The sequence below is a fragment of the Deferrivibrio essentukiensis genome, assembly GCF_020480685.1.
In the GTDB taxonomy this organism is placed as follows: domain Bacteria; phylum Chrysiogenota; class Deferribacteres; order Deferribacterales; family Deferrivibrionaceae; genus Deferrivibrio; species Deferrivibrio essentukiensis.
Genome location: NZ_JAJAFU010000002.1, coordinates 100,370 through 115,431, shown reverse-complemented (window position 1 = coordinate 115,431; position 15,062 = coordinate 100,370). Strand labels below are relative to the sequence as shown.

The window sequence follows — 15,062 nt, the reverse complement described above, 5'->3', positions numbered from 1 at the left end:
AAAAATAGGCTATAATTCTATTATGAAAAGTAAAAATTGTAAAGTATTAGCTGTTACAAGTGGTAAGGGAGGGGTTGGAAAAAGTAATTTTTGTATCAACCTTAGTGTTTGCCTTGCTAAATACGGATATAATACTTATTTGTTGGATGCCGATTTGGCCCTTGGAAATGCTGACCTTTTATTTGGTGAAATCCCTGGTAAAACAATTGAAAATCTATTGGAAGAAGATGTTACCATTGAAGATATCTTATTGAAAAAAAAGGAGCTGCCAAACTTTTCCATTATTCCTGCAGGGAAAGGGGTATCAAAGTTAGCTAATCTTACCAGTAAAAATAAAAATAAAATAATTAGTGAAATTGCAAAGCTTAAGGAAAAGGCAGATTTTCTTGTTATTGATACGGGAGCGGGTGTATCTGATGAGGTTATAAGTTTTATAAAGCTTGCTGATACTGTCATTTTGATAATAGTCCCGGAAGTTACTTCCATAAAAGATGCCTATGGAATGCTTAAAGTACTTAAAAGTAAAAATATAAATAAAAATATAGATGTTCTGGTGAATAAAGCCAAATCGAAAGTGCAGACACACAATGTATTTGATAAGTTTAAGGAGACTGTTGAAAAATTTTTGGATATAAAAGTAAATCTTTTGGGACCACTTCCTGATGATGAGAATTTTACCGAATCTGTTAATAGGCAAATTCCTATTGTTCTACTTTATCCAAACTCGCAAACTACAAGGTTTTTTAGGTATTATGCCGATGTTATAGCAAAAAATACTGTCCCTAAAAATGATATTGCAGACTTTTTTGAGCAATTTATAGAGGAAAAATCACTTTTAGAAAATGAAGAGGAAGTAAGTCCTACTGTTCAGGAACCTGAGCCTATGGTTGATGACCCGTATTTTATCGTTCAGATGGAAAAGACTATGAGTAAAATGTTGGAAGATATAAACGGGCTTTACAAAACCCTTAAGCTTTACCTGAGGAAAAGGTCAAGTGAGTTTGTAAAGGGGAATATCTTTAGGCAATTTACTGTAGGTACAGAGCTTATTTTGGTGGAAGATAAAAAAAGATTTTACGGGACAAATATTATAGGTTGGAGTTTAGGGCAGTACATAATAGTTGAATCAAGGCGTGAAATCTTGAAGTTGTTTGAGTATTATGAAAAAGTCACGGCAAGATATCTTTTTCAGGACAAACTGATCGAGTTTGAAACAGGTTTAATAAAAGGTATTGAGCCAAATTCATCATTGATTTTAATAAGTTACCCTCAGGATTATACAGAGTACTCTTTGCGTGGGAGTAAGCGTGTCCCGGTGAATATAGCTTGTAGTGTGAATTACAAAAACATTAAGACATTTCCTGGTGTTTTACACGACTTAAGTGTGAATGGTACATTGCTTGAAACAAGTTACCCTCTTGATATGAACGATGCCATAATAATTAGTTTTACTTTACCTAATGGAAAGAAAATTGAAAATGTTAAATCAAAAATTAAAAATATAAGGGATAATAACAGGTATGGACTTGAATTTGTAGACCTACCCAAAATATTCTACAAGCGGATAGAAAATTTTGTTAATATGTATAAGAGTATACTTGGTGAGAGTGAAAATATTCTAAGTGATAATAATTTCTCAGGTGACGTCAGTAATATAGATATGCATGAGTTAGTGCAGTTTTTGTGTGGTATGAAAAAAAATTTAACTGTTGAGATACTTACCAATAATGACTCAGGACAAATAATGATTAGAGAAGGAAATATAATAAATGCTGTTTATCAAGAGTTTGACCCCTACGAATCCCTTTATTTGCTGTTAAATTTAAACGAGGGGGAATTTTTCGTGAATGAAGGGGTACTAAGCCCTGATGTAAAAATAAAAGGGTCTTTGGAGTCACTTCTATTAAATAGTGCTTATTATAAAGACGCCGGAATTGTCACATATCCTGATGAAAATTAAGCTTCATGTTCAGCCTTCAGCAAAAAAGACAGAGTGTGTGGGATTTTATAACGATGATATTCTAAAAATTAAGCTATGCGCTCCTCCGGTAGACGGTGCCGCTAATAAGGAATTAATAAAATTTATTTCGAAAAAGCTTAATTTGAAGAAAAGTGCTGTTAATATATTGGTAGGTGAGCATAGTCGGGATAAGTTGATTCAAATCCCTTTGGATGTATCTATAAACGATATCATAGATGCACTGACTAAATAAAACTGTAAAGTTTAGGATAAATAAAATGCCCCTTTAAAAGGGGCAAGTTTGGGGGAGTTAATCTATTACTATTGGGAGGATGTCCTAAATCTTGAGTCCTAAGATATTTATTTATTTTTTTAAGTCAATAACAAATTAAATTATAGCAAACAAATAACATTTTTATTTTAAAAATTTCTATAATTTACTGTTAAGTTTTGTTAAATTTTTTGCTACCATCTTACAAAATATATTCTTAAAATCTTATAAAAGAGTGTTTTAAATTTAGTCCATTGATATTATAGTATTTTTTCATGTCAAACTAAAAAAAGTTGAATATTTTTTAACTTTTTGGTATTTTTCTAAAAAATAAATAGGAATGTTATATGAAAAGTATTGACGAGTTAAGACAACAGATTGACAATATTGACGAAAAGATACTCGAACTGCTAAATGAAAGAGCCCGTTGTGTTATTGAAATAGGTAAGATTAAACAGTCGCAAAACAAACCTCTTTATGTGCCGTCAAGGGAGAAGGCAATCTATGAAAGGTTGAAAGCGATTAATTCAGGACCATTTCCAAATGAGTCTTTAAAGAGTGTATTTAGGGAAATTATATCGGCATCACTCTCTCTTGAAGAGGTGCAAAAAATTGCTTACCTCGGGCCTGAAGGCACCTTTACGCACCTTGCAGGGATAAAGCACTTTGGTTTGTCTGCAAAGTTATTGCCTTCTAGAAGTATCCCTGAGGTATTTGAAGATGTGGAGAAAAAAAGGTGTGACTATGGTATTATTCCCATTGAAAATTCCCTTGAGGGAGTTGTTAATCATGCTCTTGACATGTTTATGAGTTCAAACTTGAAAATTTGTGGTGAAGTATTTTTAGAGGTAAGTCATCATTTGATGAATAAAACAGGTAAGCTTGAAGATATAAAAAGGATATATTCTCACCCTCATGCGATAGCTCAGTGCCGTAAGTGGCTTTCAAGGGAGGCAGGAAGTATTCCAATAATTGAGGTAGAATCAACCGCAAAGGCTGCAGAGATTGCGTCAAAGGATGAGACTTCTGCTGCGATAGCATCTGAAATGTCTGAGCTTGTTTACGGTCTAAAAATAGTTAATAAAAATATAGAAGATTTTACAAACAATTATACGAGGTTTTTAATTATAGGCAATTTTGAACCTGAAATGACCGGAAAGGATAAAACGTCCCTTGTGTTTTCAGTAGCCCACAGGGCAGGCTCGCTATATTCAGCCTTAAAATCTTTTTCAGAAAATGAGATAAATATGACAAAAATCGAGTCGAGACCATCTAAAATGAAAGCGTGGGAATATGTATTTTATGTAGATATAGATGGACATTATAAAGATAAAAAGATAAAAGATGCTATAGATAAGTTTAGTAATGAGGTATCTTTCTTTAAAATTTTAGGATCATATCCAAAGGGGGAAAAATGATAGATTACAAAAAATTAGCGGGGAAAAATATTGTAGACTTGGTGCCTTATCAGCCGGGTAAACCTATAAAAGAGCTTGAAAGGGAACTTGGAATCAAAAAAGCAGTAAAGCTTGCTTCTAATGAAAATCCGCTTGGGATTCCAGAAAAAGCCAAGAAGGCTATAATAGATAATTTAGATGAAATGAACAGGTATCCGCTTGGTGATGCTTATTATCTAAGAGAGAAGCTTGCTAATAAGCTTTCGGTCAAAAAAGAGGAGCTTATTTTTGGCACAGGCTCAAATGAAATTATTGAGCTTTTAATCAGGACTTTTGTTAAAGATGGTGAAACTGTCCTGTCTTATGCTCCTTCTTTCTCTGTTTACGGAATAATTGCACAGGCAGCTGGCAGTAAGTGTGAATGGGTAAAGATGAAAGATGGGTTTGAAGTGGATTTTGAAGGGCTAAAAAATAGTATTACCGAAAAAACAAGAATAGTTTTTTTGGCAAATCCAAATAATCCGACCGGGACGTATTTTAGTGAAGAAGCGCTTGTAGATTTTCTTGAAAGTATTTCAGAGGATAAAATTGTGGCACTTGATGAGGCTTATATAGAATATGTTGACGCAGGGGATTATCCAAATTCCCTAAAACTAATGAAAAAGTATAAAAATCTAATAGTAATGAGAACATTTTCAAAGGCCTATGGCCTTGCCGCTTTTAGGATAGGTTATGCTGTTGGTGATAGTGAGGCTATAGATATGTTAAACAGGGTAAGGCAGCCTTTTAACGTAAATATGCTTGCTCAGATTGCAGCTGAAGCAGCGTTAGACGATAATGATTTCCTTAGAAAGTCCATAAAGACCAATAGAGAAGGTAAGGCATATCTTTATAAAGAATTTGAAAATCTTGGCTTGGAGTATATCCCTACTCAGGCTAATTTTATCCTTGTAAATGTTGGAGACGGTAAGAAGATATTTGATGATTTGTTGAAAGAGGGGGTAATTGTAAGATTTTTAGGGCCAGGGCTTGCGGAATATGTAAGGGTGTCCATAGGCACAGAAGAAGAAAATAAATTTTTTATAGAAAAATTGAAAAAAATATTAGGAAGATAACCTATGATTATAGTTTTGAAAAACGGTGTAAGTCAGGCTGACGTTGATTTTTTGGTAGAAAAGCTTAACTCATATGGATTTAAAACACATATATACTTGAATGAAGGCAAAACTGTTATAGGGCTTGTAGGGGATGAATCGGTCTTAAGGGATAAGCCATTAAGCTCTTTTCCCGGAGTTGAAAAAGTTGTCCCTGTATTTAAACCTTTTAAACTTGTCAGCAGTGAATTTAAAAAAGAAGATTCTGTGCTTGATATCAAAGGGTTTAAAATTGGCGGCAAGCACAGTGTTGTAATGGCAGGACCATGCTCAGTGGAAAACAGGGAGATGCTTTTTGAGGTAGCTTCCAGAGTGCATGCATCAGGTGCGAGGATATTAAGGGGCGGCGCTTTTAAACCAAGGACTTCTCCTTATGCTTTTCAGGGGCTTGGAGAGGAAGGTTTGAAATACTTAAGAGAAGCTGCTGATGAATATAATATGCTTGTAATAACTGAACTTATGGACCCTAGAGACCTTGATGCGGTTGGAAAATACACCGATATAATTCAAATCGGTGCAAGAAATATGCAAAATTTCAGGCTGTTAAAAGAGGTGGGTAAGTCTAATATCCCTTGCATGCTCAAGAGAGGGATTTGTGCTACCATTAAAGAGTTTTTGATGGCTGCTGAATACATTGCATCTGAAGGAAATTATAATATAATCCTTTGCGAAAGAGGCATAAGAAGCTTTGACAGTGAAACAAGAAACCTTTTAGACTTGTCTGCAGTGCCTGTAATTAAAGGGATGAGTCATTTGCCAATTGTGGTTGACCCAAGCCATGGCACAGGGAGAAGGGATTGTATTTTGCCGATGGCACAAGCTGCTATTGCAGCAGGAGCTGATGGATTAATGATTGAAGTGCATCCAAAACCATCTGAGGCTATGAGTGACGGTGATCAATCAATTACTCCTGAAGAGTTTGATATTTTGATGAAGCGAATAAAAATTATTGCTGCTACAGTTGAAAAACATATAGAGGAATAAGTTATTTTGGAAAATATTCATTTTAATAAAATAGGGATAGCCGGACTTGGGCTTATCGGTGGTTCGTTTGCAAAGGCTTTTGTTGAACAAGGGATTAAAGTTTATGGGTTTGATAAAAGTGTTGAATGTCTTGGCAGTGCGGCTGAGTCATTTATCTTTGAAGGGCTGACCGATAACGAAGATGAGTTTTTAAATTTTGAACTTGATCTTATTTATATTTGTTTGCCTGTTAATTCGGCTTTGAAATTTTTAGAATATCTTGGGGGCAAAAAGGTAACTACATTTATTACTGACGGTTGCAGCACTAAGAAAAGCATTTGTGAGAAAGCAAAAGATTTAAATCTCAACTTTGTCGGCGGGCACCCTATTGCAGGAAAAGAGGTATCAGGCTTTGAAAACTCAGAAGCAGATATCTTTAAAAATGCTTACCATATTTTGATAGACTCAGAGCAGAAAGAGTTTTTAGGTGCACTTAAAAATCTGCACAGTCAAATAGGTATGAAAGTGAATGTTATGGATGTAGATAGGCATGATAAAATATTTGGTCTTATCAGTCACTTTCCACACTTAATAGCTTTTTCTTTGATAGATTTTGTTGAAAATGAAGATTCATTGGCATTTAGTTTTACTGGAGGCGGGTTTAGAGATTTTACACGGATTGCAAAAAGTAACCCTACGATGTGGTCAGATATATTTTTTGATAACAGTGACAACCTACAGCAGCTGATTGATAGATATATTGAGGAGCTTACAAAATGGAAAAATGCTATAAAATCAAACGATTACGACCTAATGAAAAGCATGATTTCAAAGGTTAAAGGGTTGAGGGAAGCGCTATGATAAGTTTTGAAAAGGTGAATACGTTAAAAGGTGAAATAGTTGTACCGTCAGATAAGTCAATATCACATAGAGCATTTATTTTGTCAGCTATGGCTGAGGGGAAGAGTAAGGTATTAAATCCCCTCCTATCAAGAGATACTCTTGCAACAAAAGCAGCTCTTGCAGCTGTGGGAGCGAAATTTATTGAGATAGACAATGGCTTTATTATAGAATCTGAAGGGTTTAGAAACTTCATCGAGCCAAATGATATAATAAATTGCGAAAACTCAGGCACGACTGCTCGGCTTTTAACCGGACTTTTTGCCGGCCAAAATAAATACTTTGTTCTTACCGGAGATAATTCTCTTAGGAAAAGACCGATGGGTAGAGTTATTGAACCTCTTGGTAAACTTGGTGCTTATATTGTAGCCAGAGAAAATAACAGATTTTTGCCTCTTACTATTATCCCAAGACAGTTGAAGGGTGCAGATATCGTTGGAAAAGTAAAAAGTGCCCAGGTAAAAAGTGCAATTATTTTAGCAGGTCTTCAGGCTGATTCCAAAACTATTTATACAGAGCAGGCTGTTACAAGAAATCATACTGAATTAATGCTCAAATCTTATGGCGTTGACTTGAAAATTGACGGCTTAAAGATTGAGATAAATCCTGTGGATAGGTTAAAGCCTTGTGAAATAAGTGTGCCGGGTGATTTTTCATCAGCTGCTTTCTTCCTTGGTGCTGCTTTAATGTTTGAAAATGCAGAGATTTTGATCAAAAATGTTGGACTTAACTCTACAAGATGTGGAATGCTTGATATTTTAAAAGGTATGGGTGTTAATTTTGAAGTTAATTTAAAATCTGACATAGGCGACCCTTTTGGAGATATTTTTATTCAGCATCAAGAATTTGAAGGGATAAAAATAGATGGAGATATTGTCGCTAACATTATAGATGAAATTCCTATGATTTCTGCCTTAGGATTATTTTCCAAAACCCCAATTGAAATAAGAGGTGCTGAAGAGTTAAGGGTTAAAGAGTCTGATAGAATAAAAGCAATGGTTTATAATTTAAGGGAAATCGGGGCTGAGGTGGAGGAGTTTGATGACGGCTTAAAAGTTTATTCTTTGAAAGAAATAAATAAAAAGGCCAACTTGAAATCCTTTGATGACCATAGAATTGCTATGATAAATATCCTTTTGTCAAAAAGATTTGGGCAACTTAGTATTGACGAAATAGATTCAATTGATGTATCTTTTCCAGATTTTATCAGTAAGGTTGATAGCTTGAGTTTGAAATAACAGCTATTTATAAATATGAAACAAATTTTGTGAGAAAGTTAAATGCCTTTAAGAATTGCTGTTGATGGACCAGCAGGAAGTGGTAAAAGCACTATTTCAAAAATAATAGCTGAAAAGTTAAATTTAATTTATATCGACACAGGTGCAATGTACAGGGCTTGTGCTTATATAAGTATAAAATATGCTTTAGATGATGCTTCCCTTGTAGATAAACTTCAAAATTGCGACATACTTTTTAGAAAAGATGGACAGTGTCAGCGAGTAATTTTAGAGATAGATTCAGATGAACTTGATGTTACGGATGAGATACGAGGTGCTGAGGTTACGGCAAAAGTGCCTGAGACTTCAAAGATAAAAGAAGTACGAGAAATATTGACAAGAAAGCAGCAGGAAATTGCATCTAAAAATGATGTTATAATGGACGGGCGGGATATAGGCACAGTGGTAATCCCTGATGCTGAATATAAATTTTATCTTGATGCTTCAGCAGAAGAGAGAGCTAAAAGACGTTTTGATGAACTTAAAGACAAAGGTGAAGATGTGAATTTTGAGGATGTTTTACGAAGTGTAATAAAGAGGGATTTTGAAGATATGAATAGAGAAATTGCACCACTTAGAAAAGCTGATGATGCTATTTTAATAGATACAAGCAATATGACTATTGATGAAGTTGCAAATAAAATATTAGAGAGAGTGTTGGATTAATGAATATTATAGTAGCTGATTATTCAGGCTTCTGCTTTGGAGTGGAAAGGGCAATAAAAATTGTAGAGGAAACGTCTGATAAAGGTGGGCGTGTGTATACACTTGGTCCTATTATTCATAATCCTCAATTAGTTAAAAAGCTTGAAGAAAAGGGCGTAAATGTCAAAAAGAGTGTTGAAGATGTCGAAAAAGATGATGTTGTGGTAATCCGCTCTCACGGTATCCCCAAACAACATATGGATAAATTAAAAGACAATAAAATAAGTGTTGTGGATGCGACATGTCCATTTGTGACAAGGGCTCAGCGACAAGTTTCGATACTAAGTAGCAGTGGCTATTTTTTGGTTGTTTTTGGCGAAAAGGAGCATCCGGAAGTAAAAGGGATAGTAAGTTATGCAAATAATGGATTTGTAGTTGTTGAAAATAGTGATGAAGTAGAAAGATATGTTGGATTTCACGATAAAATTGGTGTGGTGGCTCAGACTACCCAGAATAAAGCCAAGTTTGACATGGTAGTAGATGCCTTGAAGTCAAAGTGTAACGAGCTTAAAATAGTTAATACTATATGCAATGCCACTGACCAGAGACAGGAAGCTGCAAAAAAGGTTGCTTTAATTTCAGATATAATGTATGTAATCGGTGGTAAAAATAGTGGAAACACCACGAGACTTTATGAAATTTGCAAAGATATATGCCCCAAAGTGTTTCATATTGAGACAAAGGACGAGATTGACAAATCCGACCTTATAGGGGTAGAAAACATTGGCATAACCGCTGGAGCAAGCACTCCTAAATTTTTGATAGATGAGGTTATAGAATTTTTAAAAGAGGTTGAACATGCAGGATAACAATGGGATGAACAATGAAATGAAATTTGAGGACTTCGAGTCTATGCTTGAGGATTCTCTCAATCCGCCGTCTAAGGGGAGTATTGTAAAAGGGTCGGTGGTTGCAATAAATGGTACAGATATTTTAGTTAATATTGGTTATAAATCTGAAGGTGTAATAGATAAAAGTGAGCTTGAAAACAATGGAGAGCTTACAGTCAAGGTTGGCGATGAGATAGAGGCATTGGTCGAAGGTGTCCAGGGTGGTGGTGGTTATGTCAGACTTTCAAGAAAAGTATTGAATCAGCAGAGAGATTTTGATGAGATTCTTGAAAAGTTTGAAAAAAATAAGCCTGTCGCCGTTAAGATTGAAAACTTCAATGACAAAGGGTTTACAGGAAAAGTAGGTGAAGTTTCGGTATTTATCCCTTCCAATCATATTGATGTCAGGAATAAAATTAAAGACAGTAAAAGTTATATCGGCAAAGTTTTAAATTGCAAAATTTTAAAGGTAGATAGAAAGAGCAAAAGTATATTGGCTTCTCACAAACTTTATATTGTTGAAGCAGCTGAGATGGAAAAGAATGAGCTGTTTGACTCCATTAAAGAAGGGGACAAAGTTAAGGGTAAAGTAAAAACAATTAAAGAATACGGTGTATTTATAAATATAGGGGCTGTGGATGGTTTTCTTCATAGAGACAATATTGATTGGGGAAAGGTAAAACATCCATCAAAATATTTGGAAGTAGATGATGTAGTCGAAACAGTTGTTTTAAATGTTGATAAAGAAAATAAAAAAATTGAACTTGGCTTAAAACAGCTAAAAGAAGACCCTTGGAATAAAGTTGCGGAAAAATATCCTTTGGAGAGTGAGGCAAAGGGCAGAGTAGTGACCAGAAGAAAGAAGGGTTATGTCGTAGAGCTTGAGTCTGGTGTTGACGGGTTTATCCCTGAAGAAGAGCTTTCCTGGATTAAAAACTCCTCTGTGAAGCTTGAAAGAGGGGATATGGTTGAGGGCAAGGTTATCGGAGTTGATAATGACCACAAAAAGGTCTTGATGTCGTTAAAATTGTTATCTGAGAATCCTTGGATAACCTTAAAGAATAACCACCCGGAAGGGTCAGTTGTTACAGGCAAAATTAAAAGTGTAACTGACTTTGGTATATTTGTAGATTTTGGTGCACATATAGATGGTCTTATCAGAAAAATCGATATTTCTTGGACTGAAGATATTCAGGATTTAAATGAAAAGTTCAAAGCAGGTGATGAAATTACTGCTAAAATTCTAAAAATTGACGAGGATAAAGAAAGAATTTCTCTCGGTATAAAACAGCTTGAGAAAAATCCTTGGAAAGACATTGACAAACTTTTACCTTCGGGTAAAGTATTAGATGTTGAAGTAATTGAAGTTAATAAAGAGAATGTTGTTGTTGCATTGCCGAAAGACTTAAAGGGGATAATTCCTGCTAAAGAGCTTGATGAAAATAAAGTTATTCCAGAAGAGTTTTGCAAGGTAGGGGATACTTTAAAAGTTGTTGTGTTGAAAATTGATAAAAGGAACAGGGAGATATTGCTTTCAGTCAAAAAATACAAGCTTGACTCTGAAAAACGTGAAGTAAAAGAGTATTTAAAGCAGATAGAAGATAATTCGGATTCTACATTTAACTTAGGCACCTTAATAAAAGGGAAGATTGACGAGATAAAATAATCAAGGGGCTTAATAAGCCCCTTTTTTGTTGAGGTAATCATATGTATTTCGCTCTTTTTGCCATTTCGGCTTTTCTTGTGATATTTAGTGGGATAAAACTTTCAAAATATGGGGATGTAATAGCATCAAAGACCCCTTTGGGACACAGTTTTGTAGGTGTCACATTTTTGGCTCTTTTTACAAGTCTGCCTGAGCTTATCTCTTCTATTGGTGCAGTTACAATTGTTGATGCCCCTGATTTGGTATTTGGCAATGTCTATGGCTCAAATATGTTTAATATTCTGATTATATTCTTTCTTGATGCACTTTTTAAAAAGGATAGTGTGTTTAAAAGTGTCAGTTTATCAAATATAGTCACGGCATCATTTGCAATACTTTTACCACTTATATCAGCATTTGGCTTTTTATTGAATATAAAATTATTTGGTGTTATAAGCGGGATTAGCCTTGCTATATTTATAATCTATATCCTTTCAATGTACAGTGCTTACAGGACAATTGATATGAGTGACTCTGAGATTGAAGATGAAGGCATGGAAATTAGCCTGAACAGAGCTGTATTTATGTTTATGTTTATGGCGTCAATAATTGTATTTGCCGGGCTTCTTCTAAGTAAGAGTGCAGATGAAATAGCTGCTGTTACCGGTCTTGGTAGGACGGTAGTTGGTTCATTTTTACTTGCACTGGTGACATCTTTGCCTGAAGTTTCAGCATGTGTTGGTGCAATCAAGGTTGGCTCACCTAATATGGCTATCGGAAATTTATTTGGCTCAAATGTTTTTAATATTACAATTATACCTATTGCTGATATATTTTACAAAAAAGGGGATATTTTTACTGCTGCTAGCAAAATAAATCTTATTGCAGCAATATCTTCAGCAATTATTGTGCTAATTGCAGTATTAGGTATACAACAGGACAAACTTTCAAAGTTCAGATTTGGACATATTTCTTTATATTCTGTCTATATTCTTTTATTTTATGTGGTATACTCTACTATAATTGTCAGAGGTTAGTGGATGAAAAAATGGGGCAAAAGATTATTTAAACTTATTTTTGTTATCTTTATTGTGGGATTTATCTTTTCTGCGATACTCTACTATACTGGAAATGATGTAAGTGAGTTTTCCAAAAATAAAATAGTTGTTATAGACTTACAAGATGTAATTTATGAATCGGATACCATAATCAACAAGTTAAAAAAATATAATAAGAATGAGAAAGTGAAAGGGTTTATTCTTAGAGTAAACTCCCCTGGTGGAGGGGTTGCTCCGAGTCAGGAAATTTACAGATATATTAAAAATCTTGATAAACCTGTATTTGTAGCGATGCAATCTCTTGCTGCTTCAGGTGGATATTATGTTTCCATTGCAGCTGATAAAATATATGCTTTACCGGGCACGATAACAGGAAGTATAGGGGTAATTATTAAGTTTCCCAATATGAAAGGGCTTTACGAAAAAATAGGGATAGATTTTCAAACTATAAAATCGGGTAAATTCAAGGATATCGGCTCACCAAACAGAGAGATGACTAAAGAGGAGATTAAACTTCTTCAAGATTCTATAATGGAAGTATACAATCAATTTGTGAGTGATATTTTAAGTTCGAGAAAGATAAAGAAAGAGACTTTGCTTGATTATGCTGATGGCAGAATAATAGTTGGAAGTGTTGCCAAAAAGATTGGGCTGATAGATGAGCTTGGGACTTATTTAGACGCATTTGAGGATATGAAAAAACATTACAATATTCCGGATGCAGAGCTTTATTTTGATACTAACAAGGATAATTTACTTGAAAGGCTTACCGAAACAGCAACATATTTTAGAAACAAGATGGAAAATAAAAATTACCTATACTATCTTTTTGAAGGGTAATAAATATAGATGTTTGCAAAAGTCAGAACATTTACTCTAATAGGTATTAATTCCGAGCAGGTGGATGTTGAAGCCGACATACGAAATATGGGGATGCCATCTTTTAATGTTGTTGGGCTCGCTGAAGGTGCCGTAAAAGAGAGTCGTGAAAGGGTAAAATCTGCCTTAAAAAATCTTGAATTTAATATCTTTGATAAACCTATTACAGTCAATTTGGCTCCAGCCGATCTTAAAAAGGATGGGAGTCATTTTGATTTACCTGTTGCGATAGCCCTGTTGAAAGCCTCTGGGGTTATAAATGCCGATTTAGACAAATTTGCTTTTGCCGGTGAGCTTTCTCTGGATGGAAGACTTAGAGGGGTAGCAGGCATTTTACCTTTTGCATCAAGTCTTGAAGATAATACAAAATTGATATTACCTAATGAAAATGTAAGAGAAGCATCTGTCCTTGAAAATATTGAGATTTACGGATTTGACACGTTATCAGAAATACTACCTTTTTTGAATGGAGATGTGAAAGAGCCTTACAAAGGAGGGGTAGAGTTTGTCCCTGATACTTATGATATTGACTTTTCGGATGTAAGGGGGCAGTTTTTGGTTAAAAGGGCATCTGAGATTGCAGCGGCAGGGATGCACAATTTGTTAATGATGGGACCGCCAGGCAGCGGAAAAACTATGATAGCCAAGCGTATCCCTACCATTATGCCTGCCATGACGATAGATGAGGCTATTGAGACTACCAAAGTTCATTCGGTAGCGGGACTTCTTAGGGAAAATAAGGGGCTTGTCCAAACCAGACCTTTTATTATTACCCACCCAACGGCAAGTGATGTGGCAGTGATAGGTGGCGGAAAGGACGCAAAACCGGGTTTGGTGAGTATTGCCACCAACGGTATACTTTTTTTCGATGAATTTTTGGAATTTAAGAAAAATGTTCTCGAAGTGTTGAGGCAACCTTTGGAAGATAGGGTAGTGACTGTGAGCAGAGCAAACAGGACAGTGGTATATCCTGCCAATTTTATGTTTGTGGCGGCATGTAACCCTTGCCCGTGCGGCTTTTATGGCACAGACAAAGAATGTGTATGCTCTATGGGGCAGATTCAAAAATACAGGAGCAAGCTGTCAGGCCCGATAATGGACAGAATAGATTTGCATGTCAATGTTGAAGCAGTTGATATAAAAGAATTAAACAAACTGCCGGAGGGAGAATCATCTAAAGAGATTAAGAAACGTGTAGAGCTTGCAAGACAATTGCAGGAGAAAAGATTTAAGAAAGAAAAGATTAACTACAATAGTCAGATGACTGAGCGTCATATCAAAAAATACGCAAATATTGCCGATGAGGCATATTTGACCCTCGAAAATGTCCATGAAAAGCTTGGACTGTCGGCAAGAAGCTATATGAAAATTTTGAAAATAAGCCGCACTATCGCTGACCTTGAAGGCAGCAATGAGGTTTCTAAAAAGCATATTCTTGAAGCCTGCCAGTATAGGTTTGAAAATAGGGGGTAACTGCTTTAACAGAGTTACCTGATTTTTTTAAGTTGAGTTTTAAAACTATTCATTCTAACAAACGCTATATTTGATTATTTTTTAACCAGTAAATTAAATATTTGTGCAAACTTTAAGCATAAATTCATAAGAATCCAATAATAATTGATTATTTTTTTGGCACAAAGGTTGCTCCTTAGTTTCCAACTAAATTCTATGGAGGTCTTTATGAAACTTATCAAGGCTATTATCAAACCCTTTAAGCTTGATGATGTAAAGGATGCCCTGAGTGAGCTCGGAATCACAGGGATGACCGTCTATGAAGTTAAGGGGTATGGAAGGCAGAAAGGGCACAGTGAACTTTATCGAGGTGCGGAATACAATATTGATTTTGTGCCAAAGGTGCTCATAGAAATTGTAGTTAAAGATGAATTAGAGGAAAATGTTGTAAATGCTATTGCTAAAGCAGCTAAAACCGGGAAGATAGGGGATGGTAAGCTTTTTGTAATCCCTGTTGAAAAGTCACTAAGAATAAGAACAAATGAGCTAAATGATGAAAGTTTATAGGAGG

At 35.1% G+C, this 15,062-nt stretch carries 14 protein-coding genes; all 14 read left to right on the top strand.

Features of this window, described 5'->3' with window-relative positions:
* Nucleotides 1–22: 22 nt before the first annotated feature.
* The 14 genes from LF845_RS01695 (at nucleotide 23) to LF845_RS01630 (ending at nucleotide 15,058) form a co-directional block, all read left to right on the top strand.
* The gene (locus LF845_RS01695; RefSeq protein WP_242819258.1) at nucleotides 23–1,960 is read left to right on the top strand and encodes a P-loop NTPase; all 1,938 of its coding nucleotides are present in this window, start codon (nucleotides 23–25) and stop codon (nucleotides 1,958–1,960) included.
* Complete coding sequence (locus tag LF845_RS01690) at nucleotides 1,950–2,213, top strand: DUF167 domain-containing protein (RefSeq protein WP_242819257.1); 264 nt, start codon at nucleotides 1,950–1,952, stop codon at nucleotides 2,211–2,213. The genes LF845_RS01695 and LF845_RS01690 overlap by 11 nt, the downstream gene beginning before the upstream one ends.
* A 365-nt stretch (nucleotides 2,214–2,578) precedes the next feature.
* Nucleotides 2,579–3,649, top strand: coding sequence for a prephenate dehydratase (pheA, locus tag LF845_RS01685; RefSeq protein WP_242819256.1), 1,071 nt, complete (start codon nucleotides 2,579–2,581; stop codon nucleotides 3,647–3,649).
* Nucleotides 3,646–4,743, top strand: coding sequence for a histidinol-phosphate transaminase (gene hisC / locus LF845_RS01680; RefSeq protein ID WP_242819255.1), 1,098 nt, complete (start codon nucleotides 3,646–3,648; stop codon nucleotides 4,741–4,743). The genes pheA and hisC overlap by 4 nt, the downstream gene beginning before the upstream one ends.
* A 3-nt stretch (nucleotides 4,744–4,746) precedes the next feature.
* Entirely contained in the window at nucleotides 4,747–5,766 is a 1,020-nt protein-coding gene (aroF, locus tag LF845_RS01675) for a 3-deoxy-7-phosphoheptulonate synthase (protein WP_242819254.1), read from the top strand.
* Between the two features lie 6 nt (nucleotides 5,767–5,772).
* Nucleotides 5,773–6,606, top strand: coding sequence for a prephenate dehydrogenase (locus tag LF845_RS01670; RefSeq protein WP_242819253.1), 834 nt, complete (start codon nucleotides 5,773–5,775; stop codon nucleotides 6,604–6,606).
* Nucleotides 6,603–7,883: a 3-phosphoshikimate 1-carboxyvinyltransferase gene (gene aroA / locus LF845_RS01665; protein WP_242819252.1), complete on the top strand. Its 1,281-nt coding sequence runs from the start codon at nucleotides 6,603–6,605 to the stop codon at nucleotides 7,881–7,883. Before LF845_RS01670 ends, aroA begins: the two co-directional genes overlap by 4 nt.
* Before the next feature lie 42 nt (nucleotides 7,884–7,925).
* The gene (gene cmk / locus LF845_RS01660; protein WP_242819251.1) at nucleotides 7,926–8,588 is read left to right on the top strand and encodes a (d)CMP kinase; all 663 of its coding nucleotides are present in this window, start codon (nucleotides 7,926–7,928) and stop codon (nucleotides 8,586–8,588) included.
* Nucleotides 8,588–9,436 carry a 4-hydroxy-3-methylbut-2-enyl diphosphate reductase gene (gene ispH, locus LF845_RS01655; protein WP_242819250.1) on the top strand — a complete coding sequence of 283 codons (849 nt, stop codon included), beginning with the start codon at nucleotides 8,588–8,590 and terminating at the stop codon, nucleotides 9,434–9,436. Before cmk ends, ispH begins: the two co-directional genes overlap by 1 nt.
* Nucleotides 9,426–11,123 carry a S1 RNA-binding domain-containing protein gene (locus LF845_RS01650; protein WP_242819249.1) on the top strand — a complete coding sequence of 566 codons (1,698 nt, stop codon included), beginning with the start codon at nucleotides 9,426–9,428 and terminating at the stop codon, nucleotides 11,121–11,123. The genes ispH and LF845_RS01650 overlap by 11 nt, the downstream gene beginning before the upstream one ends.
* Before the next feature lie 41 nt (nucleotides 11,124–11,164).
* Nucleotides 11,165–12,139, top strand: coding sequence for a sodium:calcium antiporter (locus LF845_RS01645; RefSeq protein ID WP_242819248.1), 975 nt, complete (start codon nucleotides 11,165–11,167; stop codon nucleotides 12,137–12,139).
* A gap of 3 nt (nucleotides 12,140–12,142) precedes the next feature.
* Nucleotides 12,143–13,000 carry a signal peptide peptidase SppA gene (gene sppA / locus LF845_RS01640; protein ID WP_242819247.1) on the top strand — a complete coding sequence of 286 codons (858 nt, stop codon included), beginning with the start codon at nucleotides 12,143–12,145 and terminating at the stop codon, nucleotides 12,998–13,000.
* Nucleotides 13,001–13,009: 9 nt separating this feature from the next.
* On the top strand, nucleotides 13,010–14,512 hold the full coding sequence (locus LF845_RS01635) for a YifB family Mg chelatase-like AAA ATPase (RefSeq protein WP_242819246.1): 1,503 nt from the start codon (nucleotides 13,010–13,012) through the stop codon (nucleotides 14,510–14,512).
* A gap of 207 nt (nucleotides 14,513–14,719) precedes the next feature.
* Nucleotides 14,720–15,058, top strand: coding sequence for a P-II family nitrogen regulator (locus tag LF845_RS01630; protein ID WP_242819245.1), 339 nt, complete (start codon nucleotides 14,720–14,722; stop codon nucleotides 15,056–15,058).
* The last annotated feature ends 4 nt before the right edge of the window (nucleotides 15,059–15,062 follow it).